The organism is Mesorhizobium sp. CNPSo 4689 (assembly GCF_057784325.1).
The window spans coordinates 69,035-86,457 of sequence record NZ_JBWLUZ010000002.1; the positions used below are offsets into that span (position 1 = coordinate 69,035).

Below are 17,423 nucleotides of genomic sequence, written 5' to 3' on the forward strand. Positions count from 1 at the left end.
CTCAGCTCGCGGCCTGCGCTTTGAGCGCCCGCAAAATGCGTTCCGGCGTGATCGGCAGCGTGTCGATGCGCACGCCGACGGCGTCGAAGACGGCGTTGGCCACGGCCGGGATTTGCGGATTGGCGCACATTTCGCCCGGCCCCTTGGCGCCAAACGGTCCGTCGGCCGACGGCCGCTCCAGCACGATGATCTCGGTTTCCGCAAGATCGCCCGGCCCCGGCATCAGATACTGGTTGAAGTCGGTGCCGCCATGATCGCGGTTCGGATAATAGGGCTCGGTGGTCTCATAGAGCGCGTGGCTGATGCCCATCCAGGAACCGCCGACCAGTTGCTGCTCGACCATTTTCGGGTTCAGCGCGCGGCCGATCTCGAAGACGTTCTTGACCGTGAGCACGGTGACCTCACCGGTCTCGTCGTCGACCTCGACCTCTGCCACCGTGCAGGCATGCGCGTAGCAGGTCGACGGCTTCATTGCGCCGGTTTCTTTCTCCGGATAGGAGCGCGGGATCAGGAACATGCCGCGGCCGGAGATCGAGCGGCCACGCTTGAAATGTGCCGACAGCGCGACATCGAAGATCGAGATCGACTTCTGCGGCGCACCCTTGACCAGGATGTTGCCTTGGCCGTCGGTTTCGAGGTCCGACGCGTTGACCTCCAGCTCCTCGGCCGCCACTTCCAGCATCACCTGGCGGGCTTCCTTGGCGGCCTGGATGACGGCGTTGCCGGCGCGATGGGTGCCGCGCGAGGCGAAGGTGCCCATGCAATGCGGACCGGTGTCAGTGTCAGCGGTATCGATGATGACGCGGTCGGTCGGCACGCCGATGGTCTCGGCGCAGATCTGCGCCATGATCTGCTTCATGCCCTGGCCAAGATCGACTGATGACAGCGTCACCATGAAATTGCCGGTCGGCGTCGAGTGCACCAGCGCCTGGGTCGGGTCGCCGCCGAGATTCATGCCGGTCGGGTAGTTGATCGCGGCGACGCCGCGTCCGCGCCTTATCGCCATCTCATGCTTCCTTCTTGTAGGAGGACATCGCCATGAACTTCTCCGCCACCGGCCAGTTGGCGGCGCGCGAGGCCTCCTGCATGCATTCGATAAGTGCTGCCCCTTCCGTAGGTTGCCGATGCGCCTTCATGTCGCCGTCGCGATAGGCGTTGATGAAGCGGAATTCGAGCGGGTCCATGCCGATCAGCCGCGCCAGCTTGTCCATCTGCACCTCCAGCGCGAAGTCGCCGATGGTGACGCCGAAGCCGCGCATGGCCGAGGAGGGGGTGCGGTTGGTGTAGACGCAATAGGTGTCGATCCAGACATTGGGGATCGTATAGGGGCCGGGATAGTGCGCCGCACCCTTCTGCGCGCCATAGGGCGAGTGGCGCGAATAGGCGCCGGCATCGGTGTAGCCGGTGACTTTGCGCGCGACGATGCGGCCGTCCTTCATGACGCCGTCCTTGATGACCACCTTTTCGGCGGCGCGGGGTGACGATATTTGCATCTCCTCCTCGCGGCTGTAGATGAAACAGACTGGTCGTCCGGTTAGTTTGGCACCGAGGATGGCGATCGGCTCGACGATGACGTCGACCTTGCCGCCGAAACCGCCGCCGACGGTGCCGCCGACGAAATGCAATTTGCTGCCGGGCATCTGCAGGATGATCGAAGTGTTGTCGAGGGTGAAGAACATCGCCTGCGTGTTGGTGTAGCAGGTGAAGCGGTCATTGCCCTCGGGTGCCACGACGCAGCCCGTGGTCTCGGTCGGTGCGTGTTCGATCGGCGAGGACTGGTAGCTCTGTTCGAGGATGTGATCGGCCTGGGCAAAGCCCGCCTCGACATCGCCGAAGCGCACCTTGCGGCATTCGCCGCTGTCGTAGAGATAGTAGTTCTGGCCGTGATATTCGTTGACCAGAGGTGCGCCGGGCTTCAGCGCTTCCTCCATGTCGAAGACGGCCGGCAGCACCTCGTAGTCGACCTTGACCTTGGTGGCGGCTTCCTGCGCGGCGCGCTCGTTCTCGGCCAGCACCGCCACCACGGCCTCACCCTTCCAGCGTACCTTGCCGTCGGCGAGCACCGTTTCGTCCTCGGGGCCGATCTGGATCAGGATCAGGATGGTGTAGACATTGTGTGGCACGTCCTTGGCAGTCAGCACCTTGACCACGCCCGGATGCTTCTCGGCCTCCGAGGTGTCGATGCTCCGGATGCGGGCGTGATGGTGCGGGCTGCGCACCATCTTCAGGTGCAGCATGCCCGGAAAATTGCGGTCGGCGAAATAGGCGGTCTTGCCGGTGACATGGCCGGGCGAATCCAGGCGCGGCCTCGGCTGGCCGATCTCGTTGAGGCCGTCCTTGCGAACATCGGCGAAATAGCTCTTGCGCAGTTCCATTTTGCTTCCCTCAGGCCGCGTTCTGCGAATTGGCGCGGGCCGCACGCAGCACCGCCTGGATGATCGGCTCGTAGCCGGTGCAGCGGCAGATGTTGCCCGATAGCGCCTCGACCACCTCCTCGCGGCTAGGGTTGGGCGCGTGGTCGAGCAACACCTTGGCAGCCATGATCATGCCCGGCGTGCAGAAGCCGCATTGCGTGGCGAAGGCGTCGAGGAAAGCACGCTGCAGCGGATGCAGGACGCCGGCTTCGGCGAGGCCCGAGGTCGTCTGGATATCGGCGCCGTTGCAGGTTTCGGCCAGGGTCAGGCAGGAGAGCCGGAGTTCACCGTCGATGATCACCGAGCAAGCGCCGCAGGTGCCTTGATGGCAGCCGCCTTTCGGCGAGGTATCGCCGATCTTGTCCCTGAGCGCGTGAAGCAGCGTCGTGCCGCTGTCGACGAATTCGGCCTTTTCCGCGCCGTTGAGCGTGAACTGAACCGGAACCTTTGCCATTTTTTTTCCTCCCAGCGCGCCTGCCCGAAGCATCGGACAGACGCGCGCCCCCCAGCCGATGGTTAAGCGAGCAGCAGCCGGCCAAGATGGACCGGCAGAACTTCGTTGCGATACCAGGCGCTGGCGACCGGATCGGTGATCGGCGACGTGCCTTCGCCGGCGGCGGCGAGCGCCGGCGCGATCTCCTCAGCGGTCAATTTGCAGCCGAGCAGCGCCTTCTCGGTCGCCCTGGCGCGCATCGGCCGGTCGGCCATGCAGCCAAGGGCGATCCGCGCGGACGTCACCGTGCCGTCGGCCGCCCGCTGCAGGTGCGTGGCGATGCTCAGCACCGAAACCCCTTTCGGCTTGACCCGCGACACTTTGAGAAAGCGGAAGCTCTCCGCGCGGGGCAAAACGAAGGTGATCCCGGTGACGATGGCGCGGCTGGTGTCGCGCCCGGCCAAAAAGGTCTGGATCGGCACCTCGCTGTCCTCGGTGACAATAATGGCATCCAGCGCAAGCAGCGCGACGGTGAAGTCGCCATAGGGCGCCGGCGCGAACAGATTGCCGCCGACGGTCGCCATGTTGCGGATCGCCGGCCCGCCGACGGCACGCGCGGCCGGCGCGAGTGCGGCAAGCTCGGGATGACGGGCGATCGCCGCCATGGTGACGGAGGCGCCGAGCCGAGCCTCGCCGCCGGAAACGGCGATCGCCGACAGGGGAGGTTCGGTGACGCGCACGAGGCTGGACACGGAAACATCGCCTTCGTTGGCGGCGCGCACGACCAGTGTGCCGCCGCCGAGATAGCGCGTGCCGGCGGCCTGCAGCGCTGCATTGGCGTCTTTCACCGTCGAAAAGGTCTGCAGCGCAAGCGTCATGGCGCGCTCCTGGGTTTTCAGCCTTGGCCGGCGAAGTGGGTCTTCAAGGCGTTGAAGCCGCCCTGGAAGACATTGGCGCCCATGCCTTCGGCCAGCTTGTCGGCCTCCTCGGGTGCCGCGTCGAAGCTCGCGCTCCATTCGGCATAGGTGCGGTCGCCGTCGGTGATGCGCCGCAGCTGCAGCGTCGCCTTGTGGTTGGTGATCGGCTGCGGGGTTTCAAGGATGGAGTAGCTGACGAGGAAATTCTGGTCGGAAAAATCGAGCAGCTTCTCACGGATGCGAGCGCCGCTGACGAGCTGGAAGTTGCGCACGCAGCCGATCGCGCTTGCGTCCTTGCCGTCCTCGATATGGCTCTCGACCATGCGCGGGTGCCAACTCGGCAGGCCGTTGAAGTCGCGTATCAGCGCCCAGACCTTTTCGACCGGAGCGTCGATGACGCTGGATATGGTGACTTTCGCCATAAGCTCGTTCCCTTGCGAAAATATCTGCATCAAGGGTAGGGCGGTGCGGCCGGCAGCGCTTATCAATGCGTCTTGAGCGCGTATCAAATAGTCTGAAAAAGGGCCGCCTGGATCAGGCGGCTGCCCGCGCGGCCTCGCGGTAGAGCGTCGGCGGGACGCCGACATGGTCGCGGAAGAAGCGCGAGAAATTGCCCTGGGTGGTGAAGCCGAGATTGCAGGCGACCGAGATCAGCGGCGCCTCCGACCACTGCAACTGCCGCACCGCTTCCTCCATGCGCAGCGTGTTCCAGTAGACGTTGGGCGTCAGATTGGTGTGTTCCTTGAACAGGGCGAAGAAATGCGGCCGTGACAGGCCGACGCTGCGCGCCACGTCGTCGAAACAGATGCGCTCGCAGACATTGGCCTTCATCAGCTGGATCGCCTTGCGGACGCGGAAATCCTGCATGGTGTTGACGCGTCCGCGCGACACTTGCGGGGCCGAGGCGTCGGCGGCGTCGAGCACGCTGTCGATGAAGCGCTCGATCTCGTAATTGGCGACGTCGTCGATGCTCTCATTGTCGCTGAGATGATCGAGCAGGCTGGCCGCCGCCTGGTGCAGCCACGGTTCCAGCGTGATCGCCGCCTGTGCGAATAGCGGCGCGGACGAGGGCAGGTCGCGGCGCCCGCGCGCCCAATCGGGGTCGATGTAGAAGGCAAGGAACAGGCCCGGCCTGCCGTCATGGGACAGAGCATGGCTGTGCGGCTGGAAGGAGTTGATGCCGGCGGCGGTGGTGGGGCCGAGCCGCACCGTCTCGCGGCCGATGGTCATCTCGCCGGCCGTGCCCTCCAGCCAGATGATCAGGTGTGCCTCGACATGGGCATGGGTGACGAAGTCGCTGGCGACATTCAGGACAGAAACATGTCCGAACCGGCCCCAGTAGAGCCTGATCGCTTCCGTCATGGGTATATCCTCCCGCAGGCGACTGGCCTCCCTTCGCCTGCTGAGTGGATAGTGCGGCGGGGGTCGTGCCCGCGTCAAGGCGTAGCCACGAGACCTTGGGCGCGCCATGCCTTGGGCCGGCCGATTTTCAGACCGAGCGATAGGAGCCGGATGGTACAACGGCCCCGGTCGAGAGCTAGTCGTTGCGCCTGAAGTTGCGGATGCGGTCGAACAGGACCGCAAGCAGGATGGCGCCGCCGATGAACACACCTTGCCAGAAGGCATTGATGCCGAGCAGGCCGAGGCTGTTGCGGATGACCTCGATCAGCGCCGCGCCAACGATAGCGCCGAAGGCGGTGCCGACGCCGCCGGCGAGATTGGCGCCGCCGATGACGGTGGCGGCGATCACCTGCAGCTCCATGCCGGTACCGAGATTGGTGGTGACGGCGCCCAGCCAGCCAGTCTGGATGATGCCGGCGATGCCGGCGGCGAGTGCCGAGATCATGTAGACCGCGACCTTGATCTGGCGCACGGGAACGCCGGTCAGCGTCGCCGCGTGCTCGTTGCCACCGATGGCGAAGATGTGGCGTCCGAACTTGGTCCAGCGCAGGATGAAGCCGGTGATCAGCGCCAGCAGGATCATGTAGAGCACCGGGTTGGCTATGCCGAACACCCAGGCGCCACCGCCGAGTGCCAGAAGCTTGTCGTGGTCCGGTCCGAACTGGAAGACGACCGTGTTGTTGGAGGCGACCATGGCCAGGCTGCGCGCGATCGACAGCATACCGAGCGTCACTACGAAGGGCGGAAAGCCGAGATAGGCGATCAATATGCCGTTGAAGGCGCCGATGATCAGTGCCGTCGCGATCGAGACGGCGATGCCGACTTCTATGCCGTAGCCGGCATGCATGGTGACCGCCAGCACCATAGAACACAAGCAAAGCACCGAGCCGACCGACAGGTCGATGCCGCCGGTGATGATGACGAAGGTCATGCCGAGCGCGATGATGGCGACGAAGGTGATGTTGCGGGTGATGTTGTAAAGGTTCTTCTGCGTGGCGAAGGCATCGGTGGCAAATGACAGGAACAGACAGGCGAGGATGACGGCGATCACCACCCAGAAGGTCTGGCTGGCAAATATCCGTGACAGCAAGGTGTGCTGTTTCTGCGCGATCGTCTGATCAAGGGTGACTGCCATTATCGACCTTTCCTGGCGGCGGCGGACCGCGCCAACCCGGCGCATTCGCAGCTGCGAAAATCCGGACGCATCAATTTCACAATACCTGTTCGATGGCGCCGGTGATCAGCCCGGTGACTTCCTCGGGCGAACTCGACGCGATCGTCTTGTCGGCGACCTTCCTGCCGCGCCGCATGACGATGACGCGGTCGGCAACGTCAAAGACGTCAGGCATGCGGTGGCTGATCAGCACGACCGCGATGCCCTGGTCGCGCAGATGCCGGATGAGGTTCAGCACCTCGGCCACCTGGCGCACCGAAATCGCCGCCGTCGGCTCGTCCATCAGCACGATCTTGGCTTGCGACAGCATGGTGCGGGCGATCGCCACCGCTTGCCGCTGGCCGCCGGACATCTGCTTGACGAGGTCGCGCGGTCGGGTCTCCGACTTCAGCTCGGCGAAGATCTGGCCGGCGCGCTTGTACATCGCGGCATAGTCGAGGATGCGGAACGGTCCGACGCCCCGGCGCAACTCGCGGCCGAGATAGACGTTGGCGGCGGCGGTCAGATTGTTGCACAGCGCCAGGTCCTGGTGGACGATCTCGATGCCGTGCTGGCGCGCCTCCACCGGCTTGTGCAGGATCAGCTCCTTGCCGTCCATCTGCATGGTGCCGTGGCTCGGGCGGAAATTGCCGGCGATCATCTTGACCAGCGTCGACTTGCCGGCGCCGTTGTCGCCCATCAGGCCGACGACCTGGCCGGGCTCGATCGACAGCGACACGTCGTTGACCGCCTGGATGGCGCCGAAATGTTTCGAGATGTTGGTGAGTTCGAGAACCGCCACCAGCCTTCATGCCTCCCATGTTTCCTGGCCTGCGGTTGTCCCCGCGGCCTCGCTCTCCCAGCTCCTCCCGGGAATGGCGATTTCACGCATTTACGCGAATGCTCATGCAAGCGTCAATCATTTGTCGGACGAATTGAACGCATGTTTTTCCAAAAATCCGTTTTGTAGGACAAATAGCAATTGACGTTGGCAGCGCGCCGATATTAGCTAAGCGTCGGAGGAGATTATGCCGATCCATCGGCCGGTTAGCCGGGTGGCATCAGCGGAGGTTATGGGTCGTGGGATTCGGCAATACCCTTTTGGGGAACCGGTCCAGGACCGCGTCTGGAAATGCTTATCAACTTGGGCTGACGGCAAGAGTGCTCGTGAAACGACCCTCTGTCATCGCTTGGTCCGGGTTGATCTGTGTGGCGGGCACGCCGTGCCCGTCTGTTTCAAGGGAGGACTGACATGAGGAAATCACTTTTGCTCGCCGCTGTCGCCGTCATGGCGTTGGGCGCCGGGCCGGCTTTGGCCAAGAAACAGCTCGTCATCGTCGTGAAGGGTCTCGACAATCCGTTCTTCGAGGCCATCAATCAAGGTTGCCAGAAATGGAACAAGGAAAACGCCAGCTCGGAGTATGAGTGCTTCTACACCGGTCCGGCTTCGACCTCCGACGAGGCCGGCGAGGCGCAGATCGTCCAGGATATGCTGAGCAAGGCCGACACTGTGGCGATGGCGATTTCGCCGTCCAACGCGCCGCTGATTGCGCAGACGATCAAGAGCGCCAATCCGTCGATCCCGATCATGACCATCGACGCCGATCTGGCCAAGGAAGATGCCGGCTTGCGCAAGACCTATCTCGGCACCGACAACTACCTGATGGGCAAAAAGATCGGCGAGTACATCAAGAAGGGCAAGCCGAATGGCGGCAAGATCTGTACCATCGAGGGCAATCCGGCTGCAGACAACATCCTACGCCGTGCACAGGGCATGCGCGACGCGCTTTCGGGCAAGGAAGGCCTCGCGGCGCTCGCCGGCGAAGGTGGCTGGACCGAAGTCGCCGGCTGCCCGGTGTTCACCAATGACGACGGCGCCAAGGGCGTGCAGGCGATGACCGACATCCTCGCCGCCAACCCCGACCTCGACGCTTTCGGCATCATGGGCGGTTGGCCGCTGTTCGGCGCGCCGCAACCCTACCGCGACCTGTTCAAGCCGATGGCCGACAAGATCGCCAGCAACGCCTTCGTCATCGGCGCCGCCGATACGATCGGCGACGAAGTGGCGATCGCCCGTGAGGGCCTCGTCACCGCACTGGTTGGCCAGCGGCCGTTCGAAATGGGCTACAAGGCGCCATCGGTGATGATCGACCTGATCGAAGGCAAGAAGGTCGACGATCCGGTCTTCACCGGCCTCGACGAATGCACCAAGGACACGGTCGACACCTGCATCCAGAAGTAGGCCTCGATCTCGGGGCGCCCTTCGAAGGGCGCCCCGTCACTTCCTTCAGAACAAGGACAAGGCAGCATTGTCGGGGCAGCGTGCTCCGGCTTTGACGCGCCCATACTTCTCGCATTTCGGCCTATATCCGCGGGCGCGGACAATTCCGGACAGTTTCCCTGCGACAGACTGCCGATGCCGGAACGCCGATGCCGGACGATAAGTCAAGAAAGCGATCCGCCAGGGCAGGGGCGCCAGCCAGCCCCCCTCCCGCTGCTGCTGTTCGACGGCCCGACATGGCATGGAACCCGGGGTCGAGCGTGCATGCCTCGCTGGCGAGCGAGATCGGCCTCAGGATCGTACGTGGCGACTATCCGCCGGGCACAATTCTGCCGAACGAAGCGAAATGGTCGGAAACCTTCAACGTCAGCCGTTCCGCAGTGCGCGAGGCGATCAAGATGCTGATGGCGAAGAGCCTTCTGGCATCGCGCCCCAAGATCGGCAGTTGGGTCGAGCCGAAGGAGCGCTGGAACCTGCTCGACCGCGACGTGCTCGCCTGGTACGCGACCGCGCCGGACCGCGAATTGTTCCTGCGCACCGTGCAGGAATTCCGCCACATCATCGAACCGGAAGCCAGCGCCTACGCTGCCATGCGGCGCAGCGAAGAACAGATGATGGAGATCAGTCAGGCCTGCCGGGAGATGGGGCAAGCCACGAATTTGCAGGAGCGCACGCGTGCCGACACGCGCTTCCACCTTGCGATATTGAGGGCTTCCGGCAACGACCTGCTGGTGCCGCTCGGCGTTCTGATCGAATCGGCGCTCGACCACCTCTTTGTTTTCGTCACCCGCGAAACCAGCGATCAGCGCCTGGCGCAGAAGCTGCACGAGGCGATCGAGAAGAACATCCGGCTGCAGCGGCCGGATGCGGCGCGCAACGCCGTGCGCAGGCTGCTCGCCAACACCGACGAAGTGATCGGCCGATCGCGGCGGTGACGCCGCTCGCGATCTCCAGGAGAGAGCCCTCAGATCGTCTGCTTCTTGCCGTCCTTCGACGGCATCAGGTCGACGCCGTTGACCTTGGCGACATGCGTCGCCAGCATCGGCACGAACTGTTCCGCTAGGCCTGCGGCGAAGGCGCCGGCGAAAGAATTCTTGGTGGCGTTGCCGAGCGGGTTGGCGATGCCGGCGGCGCCCGCCATCGACTCCAGATAGGTAAGGTCCTTGAAGGCATTGGCGATGGAGAATTTATGCGCGTCGCGATCGCCCTCCAGCGTCCAGCGCATGAAGGTCTGGTAGAAGCCGCAATCCATGCGGCCGTTGCGGATGACGCTGTCGAAGCGCGGCGGTGAGATGCCGACCTTTTCGGCCAGCGCCAGCGCTTCGGAGTAGATCGCGGCGTAGCCCAGAGAGATGAAGTTGTTGAGCAGTTTCATGCGGTGGCCGTCGCCGATGCCGCCGATATGGACGATGCGCCCGGCCCAGGTTTCGAGCACCGGTTTCAGCCTGGCGAAGAGCGCGTCGGAGGCGCCGACCATGGTGTCGAGCGTGCCTTCCCAGGCCTCCTTCGGCGTGCGGCTGAGCGGCGCGTCGACATAGTCGACGCCAAGCGCCTCGAGTTCGGCGGCAAGCGCTATCGTTGAGACCGGATCCGACGTCGAGCAATCGACGACGACGGAGCCTTTCTTCAGACCCTCCTTCAGGCCGCCGGGGCCGCGGATGATGGCCTCGACCTCGCGCGAGCCGGTGACGCAGATGAAGACGATGTCGGATGCGGCGGCGACTTCGCTCGACGTCGCCGCTTCCTTGGCACCACGGCCGAGCAGGTCCTCGGCCGGTTTGCGGTTCTTGCGGCCGAGGAATGTCAGCGCATAGCCCTTGTCGACGATGTTCTTGGCGATGCCGTGCCCCATCAGGCCAAGGCCGATGAAACCGATCTTCTCGCTCGCGGCAGTCGTGCTCATGTCGTTTCGTCCTGTTTGGAAATTATCGATAATGGCGCCGTCGTTCTTGCCGCATGCGGTTGCAGAATGCAATATTGTCTGACAATACACATAATCCCCAAGCAATGTGGAGAGCAAAATGACGAAGCGGATCATGTTCACCGGCGGCAGCGGCAAGGCCGGACGCCATGTCGTGCAATATCTGGTCGAGCATGGCTGCCAGGTGCTCAACATCGACACCAAGCCGCTCGACAACCCCAAGGTGCGCACTTTGATCACCGATATCACCGACAGCGGCCAGGTGTTCAACGCGCTGTCCAGCTATATGGGCCTGCACGAGTTTGATCCGTCGCTACGTCCGCAGCCGGTCGATGCCGTGGTGCATTTCGCCGCCATTCCGCGCATCATGATCACGACCGACAACGAAGTGTTCCGCATCAACGCGCTGGGCACCTACAATGTCATCGAAGCGGCGGTGAAGCTCGGCATCCGCAAGGTGGTGATCGCCTCCAGCGAGACGACCTATGGCGTGGTGTTCGCCAACGAGCCGCGCGACCCCAAATATCTCCCGCTCGACGAGGAGTACGACGTCGATCCGATGGACAGCTACGCGCTGTCCAAGGTCGTCAACGAGAAGACGGCGCGCGCATTCGCGCAGCGCAACGGCACCGACATCTATGCCTTGCGCATCGGCAACGTCATCGAGCCGCATGAATATTCACTGTTCCCGAAATGGTTTGCCGATCCGGGCTTCCGCAAGCGGATCGCCTGGAGCTATGTCGACGCGCGCGACCTTGGCCAGATCACCCTGCGCGCCGTCGAGAAGGACGGGCTCGGCTACCAGGTGTTCAACGCTGCCAATGACGACACCTCGTCCGATCTGCCGACCGCGGAGCTTTTGCAGCGCTTCTACCCCAACGTGCCGGTCAAGGCCGAACTCGGCGAATACGAGACTCTGCTCTCCAACCGCAAGGCGCGCGACATGCTCGGCTTCCGCCCCGAACATAGCTGGCGCAAATACGTCAAATAGGCCCGGCCGGGCCATGATACCGGACTGATCTGTGCACAGCCGCCCGCATTGCGCTCCGGCGCCTGTCGGCGGCTTGACAGCTTTCGAAATCCAGACTTTGTGAACCACATGCGGGACGGGAAGCCGAGCAACGAGAAAACACCGGCCAAGACGGCGTCCGCCGAGCGTCCGGCTGCCGTTCGGCGGGCCGATGCGGCGCGCATTCCCGGCTCCAGCGTGCATGCCTCTTTGGCCAGCGAGATCGGACTTCGGATCGTGCGCGGCGACTATCCGCCGGGCACCATCCTGCCCAATGAAGCCAAATGGTCGGAGACCTTCGACGTCAGCCGCTCGGCGGTGCGCGAGGCGATCAAGATGCTGATGGCAAAGAGCCTCCTGGCGTCACGCCCGAAGATCGGCAGCTGGGTCGAGCCGAAGGAGCGCTGGAACCTGCTCGACCGCGACGTGCTCGCCTGGTACGCGACCTCGCCCGACCGCGAAGTGTTCCTGAAGACGGTGCAGGAGTTCCGCCACATCATCGAGCCGGAAGCGACCGCCTATGCGGCCATGCGGCGCACCGACGAGCAGATGGCCGAGATCAGCCAGGCCTGCCGGGAGATGGGCGACGCCCCCAGCCTGCAGGAGCGCACGCGCGCCGACACGCGCTTCCACCTTGCCATATTGAGGGCTTCCGGCAACGACCTGCTGGTGCCGCTCGGCGTGCTGATCGAATCGGCATTCGATCATCTGTTCGCCTATACGACGCGCGAGCTGGACGATCTGCAGCACGCACAGAAGCTGCACGAGGCAATAGAGAAGAATATCCGCCTGCAGCGGCCGGACGCGGCGCGCGCCGCGGTGCGCAAGCTGCTCGCCAACACCGACGAGGTCATCAAGTCGAGATAGGCGCGAGATCGTCGCGAGTAAGGTTCGGGTAGGTGCTGCCTCACTCTATTCGCCTGATCCTGCAGCATCTTTCTGCATAATTCGCCTGAACTCTCGAGGAGTCATCGAATAGTGCTTCTTGAATGCGCTGCAGAAATGCGCAGTGTCGCTGAAACCTGTTTCGTAGGCGATTTCGGTTACGCTGCGCCGGCGACTGTTCAGGAGTTCGCGCGCCGCCATCAAGCGAATCTGTCGCCAGAACGCTGCAGGAGCCATCTGCAGATCGGCATGGAAGGCGCGGTTCAATCGTGTTTTTGTGGTGTTCAGCGATAGCGCCAGATCCTCGACCGAACATGGCGAATCGATGCGGGTCTCCATCGTCTTCACGGCCTCCACCGTCAGCCGCGCTGCGCTGCCAAGGGCTTCCTCGTAGGGCTTCGCCTTGAGGACGATGCGAGATTCTTCCGGTTTGAAGAGAAGATAGTTCAGTGCTTTCCGGGCCCGGCCCGCATCACTGTATCGCGCGATCAGGAACGCCGCGATGTCGATGGCGACGATACTGCCCGGGCATGTGATGATGTTGCCATCGATGACGTAATTCTGGCTCGTCGCGGGATTGCTGTTTGGAAACCTGCTCAAGAACTCGCCCAACGTATCGAAATGCAATGCGCATTCGCGATGCTCCAGGAGCCCTGCCTGGGCCAGGACGAAGCTGCCCGTGCATAGACCGATAAGAGGGATTCCGCGGGCGTTTGCGGCACGCAGATATTCAAACGTCGCCTGATGAATGCCTCCAAGGTCACGTATCAATCCGCCGCATACCGCGATGCAATCGTACGCCTCGGGATCGTCCAGATTCCCTGTCGGCGTCATTTCCAGTCCGCAGCTGGCGCGCACAGGTGACGGCCCCGCCGAGATGAAATCCCAGGCGAAATAGACCTGACGGCTATGGTCCTGCTTATCCGCGGCAAGTCGAAGAGCGTCGACAAAGCTGGCCATTGGCGTCAGCGTGAAGCTCGGACAAAGGATCAAGCCGACGCGAAGGTAAGGAAGGGCCGTTCGGTTCGGCACCCTTAGCGTAGATGTCAACGCGCGCTCCCAATCCGCCTCCCGATTCAAATATTATGAAAAATGAGCCGGAATCACAATCTTCCAGTGTCGCGCGCCGCTAATCATATTAGTCACACCTAACCTGTGTCCACGATACCGGACAGATTGGGCATGACTGTGAAGCCGGCCTTTCATAGGATTCTCGAGCCGCTCCAATTGCGCCACAAGACGCTGCGCAATCGCATTACTTTCGGAGCGCACACCGCGAATATGGCCGAGGATGGACTGCCCGGCTCGCGCCATTTGGGTTACTATCGGGAACGCGCCCGAGGAGGCGCTGCCATGATCGTGGTCGAGCCGATGCCGGTTCATCAGACCGCCCGTCTGACGCGAGGCAATTTCCGCCATGACGATGACGCCGTAATACCCGGATTCAGAGCGATTACCGAGGCATGCAAAGCCGAGGGGGCGGTCATGGTCCATCAGCTCTATCATGTCGGACAGCATGGCGATTTCGACAATTCATATAGCGCGAACTGGTCCCCCTCCGGGCTCCCGTCCTATCACGACGGAGACGGCAGTCACCGCATGCGAGAAGCCGAGATCGAGGAGATAATCGAGGGCTTCGTTCGCGCGGCTGTGCGGGCGAAGACGTGCGGCTTCGAGGGGGTGGAGCTGTTCGGGCCCTACAACTCGCTCATCGAGCAGTTCTGGCTGCCGTGGTCAAACCGCCGCGACGACCGATGGGGCGGCTCGTTCGAAAACAGGATGCGGTTCTCGACTGAGATCACCTCGCGCATTCGTGCGGCCGCGGGCGACGAATTCATTATCGGGCTCGCCTCGAGCATCGATACCTCGGTCGACATCGGAATGGGTACCGAACTTCTCCAGGAAATCGCCGCGTACCACGATACGCGTGCTCTGATCGACTACATCACTTGCGGCACCGGCAGCTATTTCGACCACGCCTCAGTCATGCCCACGTTTCTCTTCGCCGACAAACTCGGCGCTCCCAATGCGCAGGCGCTGAAGGAGGTCTGCAAGCACATACGCGTCCAGGCAGAGAGCCACATCCGAACGCCCGAGAACGCAAACGAAGTCATATCATCGCGACAGGCGGACATGGTCAGTATCGTGCGAGGCCAGATCGCGGATCCGTACTGGGTCAAGAAAGTTGCGAGCGGCCGTGACACCGAGGTCCGGGGCTGCATCTCCTGCAACCAGATGTGCTGGGGAAGACGCTCTAGGGACTACTGGATCTCGTGCCTCGTCAATCCGTCTGCCGGCCGTGAATTCGAATGGGGAGGCGACACGTTCATCCCGGCCATAACACCGAAGCGCGTGCTGGTGGTGGGAGGCGGACCGGCCGGACTCGAAACGGCTCGCGTCGCGGCCGAGCGTGGCCATAGCGTGACGCTGGCAGAAGCCGCCCCGCAGCTCGGCGGACAGTTCAGGCTGGCCGGCATGCAGCCGCGCCGGTCGCAGATCGTAGAGTTGGTCGATTGGTACGAACGACAGTTGACCCGGCTGGGCGTACGGGTGCTGCTCAATGCGCCGCTCGACGCTGCGGAGATCGCCGGGCACGACGTTGATGAAATCGTCATCGCGACCGGTTCGCAACCTGCCGGGACAGGCTTCCAGCGCGGCTTGCCGGGGCAGGATCGTCTGCCAGGGGCGGACTTGCCGAATGTCTGGTCCGTCGAGGACGTGATGACGAGGACGGCGCGGTTGGGCGACCATGTCCTTCTCATCGACGACACGGGCGACTGGCGCGGGCTTGGCACGGCCCTCGAAATCGCAGCACGCGGACACCGTGTGACGGTTATCACGGCATGGCCGGTCCTCGGCCGTTACCTGCAGCGAACGGAAAGCGACGGCGTTGCGCGAGCTCGGCTGAAGATCGGGGGCGGTGGCTGGATAACAGACACGGTGGTCAAGGAATGGCACGGCGACGGCGCCACTGTCAGATGCCATCTCGATGGGACCGAAACCGAGATCAAGGCCGACACCCTCGTCCTTGCGACCACCAACGTCTCGGACACATGGGTGCTGGACGATCTTGCGGAGCAGATACCCGCATTGCAGCCGAAGGTGATCGGCGACGCCTTGGCACCCCGGCTAGCTGTGGCGGCAATCTACGAGGGGAGGGTACTCGGCCAATCCATTTAGACTGCTCCAACTGCCAAATGGCAGACCAGATCCTCGGCCGACCAGGCGCGGTTTCCGTGCAGTGACGGTCCTGAGATCCGAGACCCGGGCGGAATATCCCGGGGTTCAACGATTGGTTGGGCAATGCGTTAAACACAAACAATGGGAGATCCAAAATGAAGTTTTTCAGAAGCGGCGGAGCCCGCGTTCCGGAAGTGGTCACGAGCATGGCCAAGGACGTTCGCGAGGGCCTTATGGACCGGCGCGAGTTCCTCGCGATGGCCAGCACCTTCGGCGCATCGACTGCGCTGGCCTACGGCATGGTCGGCCTGGCTGTGCCGGTCCCCGCCTTTGCCGAAGAAGGCAAGAAGGGCGGAACGCTTCGCGTTGCCATGGTCGTGAAGCAACAGAAGGACCCGCGTACCTATGATTGGGTCGAGATGGCCAATATCAGCCGCACTTGGCTGGAGCCGCTGGTCAAATACACCCGCGAATTCACCTTCGAGCCGGTCCTTCTGGAGAGTTGGGAAGTCAACGGCGACGCCACCGAATACGTGCTCCATGTCCGCAAGGGCGTAACCTGGAACAATGGCGACGCGTTCAATGCCGACGATGTCGTCTACAATTTCAACCGGTGGTGCGACAAGAAGGCGTCCGGCAATTCCATGGCGGCACGCGTCAACAGCCTGATCGATCAGAACACCGGCAAGGCGCGCGAGGGCGGCATTACCAAGGTCGATGACCACACGGTCAAGCTCTCGCTCGGCGCTTCGGATATCGCGCTCATCGCCAATCTTACCGATTATCCTGCCTTGGTCGTGCACCGCAATTTTGACGCCGATGGCGCCGACCCGGCCACAAAACCGATTGGTACGGGTGCATTCGAGCTCGTCTCCTACGATGTTGGCCAAAAGGCAGTCGTCAAGCGGCGCGAGAACGGCAAGTGGTGGGGTGGAGAGGCGCTGCTCGATGGGGTCGAGTTCATCGACTACGGCACCGATCCAAACGCAATGGTGAACGCCTTCGAGTCGGGTGAGGTCGATCTCAACAATGAAACCGGGGCGGACTATGTCGAGATCCTGGACGGACTTGGACTTAAGAAAACAGAGATCCAGACGGCGACTACGCTCGTTGCGCGCACCAACGTCACGCAAAAGCCCTACGACGACAAGCGGGTGCGCAACGCGCTCCAGATGGCAGTCGACAACAACGTTGTGCTTCAACTCGGCTACGCCGGGCGCGGCACAGTGGGCGAAAATCATCATGTCAGCCCAATTCATCCCGAATACTTCCCCCTGCCTAAGAAAGCTCGCGACGTGGAAGGGGCCAAGAAACTCATGGCCGAGGCCGGCCAGGCCGATTTCGAGCACGAGCTGATCACCGTGGACGATGATTGGAACAAGAGCACCGGTGATGCGATCGCTGCCCAGCTTCGCGACGCGGGCATCAAGGTCAAGCGCACGGTACTGCCTGGCTCGACCTTCTGGAACGACTGGACGAAGTATCCTTACTCCTTGACGGTTTGGTACATGCGCCCGCTTGGAGTCCAGGTTCTGGCGCTGGCCTATCGTTCCGGCGAGGCCTGGAACGAGACAAGCTACTCCAATCCGGAGTTCGACAAGAAGCTCCAGGAGGCTCTGTCGGTGAGCGCCCCCGAAAAACGCCGTGAGGTGATGAAGGAGGTCGAGGCCATTATTCAGGACTCGGGGATCATCATCCAGCCCTACTGGCAAAAGCTCTACAATCACATGAATGAGAAGGTGAAGAACTACTCCATCCACCCAACCTTCCAGATAGATCTGCAGAAGGTCTGGCTGGAACAGGCCTGACGAAAAGGCCAAGTTGGCGGC

16 protein-coding genes are annotated in these 17,423 nt (G+C 62.7%); 6 read left to right on the top strand and 10 right to left on the bottom strand.

Annotated features, from left to right (window positions below):
- Position 1: 1 nt before the first annotated feature.
- From AC04SI_RS03210 to AC04SI_RS03245, 8 genes are all read right to left on the bottom strand, one after another.
- Positions 2-1,006 carry a xanthine dehydrogenase family protein molybdopterin-binding subunit gene (locus AC04SI_RS03210; protein ID WP_404282412.1) on the bottom strand — a complete coding sequence of 335 codons (1,005 nt, stop codon included), beginning with the start codon at positions 1,004-1,006 and terminating at the stop codon, positions 2-4.
- Position 1,007: 1 nt separating this feature from the next.
- Positions 1,008-2,375 carry a xanthine dehydrogenase family protein molybdopterin-binding subunit gene (locus tag AC04SI_RS03215; protein WP_404282411.1) on the bottom strand — a complete coding sequence of 456 codons (1,368 nt, stop codon included), beginning with the start codon at positions 2,373-2,375 and terminating at the stop codon, positions 1,008-1,010.
- 10 nt (positions 2,376-2,385) lie between these two features.
- The gene (locus tag AC04SI_RS03220) at positions 2,386-2,868 is read right to left on the bottom strand and encodes a (2Fe-2S)-binding protein (protein WP_488473905.1); all 483 of its coding nucleotides are present in this window, start codon (positions 2,866-2,868) and stop codon (positions 2,386-2,388) included.
- A gap of 62 nt (positions 2,869-2,930) precedes the next feature.
- Entirely contained in the window at positions 2,931-3,725 is a 795-nt protein-coding gene (locus AC04SI_RS03225; protein ID WP_404282407.1) for an FAD binding domain-containing protein, read from the bottom strand.
- Positions 3,726-3,742: 17 nt separating this feature from the next.
- Positions 3,743-4,186 carry an SRPBCC family protein gene (locus AC04SI_RS03230; protein ID WP_404282405.1) on the bottom strand — a complete coding sequence of 148 codons (444 nt, stop codon included), beginning with the start codon at positions 4,184-4,186 and terminating at the stop codon, positions 3,743-3,745.
- A gap of 112 nt (positions 4,187-4,298) precedes the next feature.
- Positions 4,299-5,126, bottom strand: a complete 828-nt coding sequence (locus tag AC04SI_RS03235; protein ID WP_404282403.1) for a helix-turn-helix domain-containing protein — start codon at positions 5,124-5,126, stop codon at positions 4,299-4,301.
- A 175-nt stretch (positions 5,127-5,301) separates the two neighbouring features.
- Complete coding sequence (locus AC04SI_RS03240; protein ID WP_404282401.1) at positions 5,302-6,300, bottom strand: ABC transporter permease; 999 nt, start codon at positions 6,298-6,300, stop codon at positions 5,302-5,304.
- Positions 6,301-6,376: 76 nt separating this feature from the next.
- Positions 6,377-7,120 (bottom strand): ATP-binding cassette domain-containing protein, encoded by a 744-nt coding sequence (locus tag AC04SI_RS03245; protein WP_006202797.1) that lies wholly within the window; start codon positions 7,118-7,120, stop codon positions 6,377-6,379.
- A 450-nt stretch (positions 7,121-7,570) separates the two neighbouring features.
- On the opposite strand from AC04SI_RS03245, the gene AC04SI_RS03250 reads away from it, so the two are divergent.
- Positions 7,571-8,560 (top strand): sugar-binding protein, encoded by a 990-nt coding sequence (locus AC04SI_RS03250; RefSeq protein WP_404282399.1) that lies wholly within the window; start codon positions 7,571-7,573, stop codon positions 8,558-8,560.
- A gap of 188 nt (positions 8,561-8,748) precedes the next feature.
- Positions 8,749-9,534 (top strand): FadR/GntR family transcriptional regulator, encoded by a 786-nt coding sequence (locus AC04SI_RS03255; protein ID WP_192180757.1) that lies wholly within the window; start codon positions 8,749-8,751, stop codon positions 9,532-9,534.
- A 29-nt stretch (positions 9,535-9,563) separates the two neighbouring features.
- Here AC04SI_RS03255 and AC04SI_RS03260 read toward each other — a convergent pair whose 3' ends face one another.
- Complete coding sequence (locus tag AC04SI_RS03260) at positions 9,564-10,715, bottom strand: NAD(P)-dependent oxidoreductase (RefSeq protein ID WP_488473906.1); 1,152 nt, start codon at positions 10,713-10,715, stop codon at positions 9,564-9,566.
- Between AC04SI_RS03260 and AC04SI_RS03265 the strand changes: the two genes are divergently transcribed.
- The gene (locus AC04SI_RS03265; protein WP_404282396.1) at positions 10,621-11,511 is read left to right on the top strand and encodes an NAD-dependent epimerase/dehydratase family protein; all 891 of its coding nucleotides are present in this window, start codon (positions 10,621-10,623) and stop codon (positions 11,509-11,511) included. The genes AC04SI_RS03260 and AC04SI_RS03265 overlap by 95 nt on opposite strands.
- Before the next feature lie 108 nt (positions 11,512-11,619).
- The gene (locus AC04SI_RS03270) at positions 11,620-12,396 is read left to right on the top strand and encodes a FadR/GntR family transcriptional regulator (protein WP_404282394.1); all 777 of its coding nucleotides are present in this window, start codon (positions 11,620-11,622) and stop codon (positions 12,394-12,396) included.
- 45 nt (positions 12,397-12,441) lie between these two features.
- Here the strand turns inward: AC04SI_RS03270 and AC04SI_RS03275 are convergent, their stop codons facing one another.
- Positions 12,442-13,374 (bottom strand): GlxA family transcriptional regulator, encoded by a 933-nt coding sequence (locus tag AC04SI_RS03275; protein ID WP_404282392.1) that lies wholly within the window; start codon positions 13,372-13,374, stop codon positions 12,442-12,444.
- Between the two features lie 222 nt (positions 13,375-13,596).
- On the opposite strand from AC04SI_RS03275, the gene AC04SI_RS03280 reads away from it, so the two are divergent.
- A complete protein-coding gene (locus AC04SI_RS03280) occupies positions 13,597-15,594 on the top strand; it encodes an oxidoreductase (protein WP_404282390.1) in 1,998 nt (665 codons plus the stop codon).
- 155 nt (positions 15,595-15,749) lie between these two features.
- Positions 15,750-17,402, top strand: coding sequence for an ABC transporter substrate-binding protein (locus AC04SI_RS03285; RefSeq protein ID WP_404282388.1), 1,653 nt, complete (start codon positions 15,750-15,752; stop codon positions 17,400-17,402).
- The last annotated feature ends 21 nt before the right edge of the window (positions 17,403-17,423 follow it).

Excerpts from the sequence above, each read along its gene's own strand:
- AC04SI_RS03265 (WP_404282396.1), top strand. The coding sequence starts at position 10,621 with ATGACGAAGCGGATCATGTTCACCGGCGGCAGCGGCAAGGCCGGACGC.
- AC04SI_RS03220 (WP_488473905.1), bottom strand. The coding sequence starts at position 2,868 with ATGGCAAAGGTTCCGGTTCAGTTCACGCTCAACGGCGCGGAAAAGGCC.
- AC04SI_RS03275 (WP_404282392.1), bottom strand. The coding sequence starts at position 13,374 with ATGGCCAGCTTTGTCGACGCTCTTCGACTTGCCGCGGATAAGCAGGAC.
- AC04SI_RS03235 (WP_404282403.1), bottom strand. The coding sequence starts at position 5,126 with ATGACGGAAGCGATCAGGCTCTACTGGGGCCGGTTCGGACATGTTTCT.
- AC04SI_RS03215 (WP_404282411.1), bottom strand. The coding sequence starts at position 2,375 with ATGGAACTGCGCAAGAGCTATTTCGCCGATGTTCGCAAGGACGGCCTC.
- AC04SI_RS03230 (WP_404282405.1), bottom strand. The coding sequence starts at position 4,186 with ATGGCGAAAGTCACCATATCCAGCGTCATCGACGCTCCGGTCGAAAAG.
- AC04SI_RS03250 (WP_404282399.1), top strand. The coding sequence starts at position 7,571 with ATGAGGAAATCACTTTTGCTCGCCGCTGTCGCCGTCATGGCGTTGGGC.
- AC04SI_RS03225 (WP_404282407.1), bottom strand. The coding sequence starts at position 3,725 with ATGACGCTTGCGCTGCAGACCTTTTCGACGGTGAAAGACGCCAATGCA.
- AC04SI_RS03280 (WP_404282390.1), top strand. The coding sequence starts at position 13,597 with ATGACTGTGAAGCCGGCCTTTCATAGGATTCTCGAGCCGCTCCAATTG.
- AC04SI_RS03285 (WP_404282388.1), top strand. The coding sequence starts at position 15,750 with ATGAAGTTTTTCAGAAGCGGCGGAGCCCGCGTTCCGGAAGTGGTCACG.
- AC04SI_RS03260 (WP_488473906.1), bottom strand. The coding sequence starts at position 10,715 with ATGTTGAGCACCTGGCAGCCATGCTCGACCAGATATTGCACGACATGG.
- AC04SI_RS03270 (WP_404282394.1), top strand. The coding sequence starts at position 11,620 with ATGCGGGACGGGAAGCCGAGCAACGAGAAAACACCGGCCAAGACGGCG.
- AC04SI_RS03255 (WP_192180757.1), top strand. The coding sequence starts at position 8,749 with ATGCCGGACGATAAGTCAAGAAAGCGATCCGCCAGGGCAGGGGCGCCA.
- AC04SI_RS03210 (WP_404282412.1), bottom strand. The coding sequence starts at position 1,006 with ATGGCGATAAGGCGCGGACGCGGCGTCGCCGCGATCAACTACCCGACC.
- AC04SI_RS03240 (WP_404282401.1), bottom strand. The coding sequence starts at position 6,300 with ATGGCAGTCACCCTTGATCAGACGATCGCGCAGAAACAGCACACCTTG.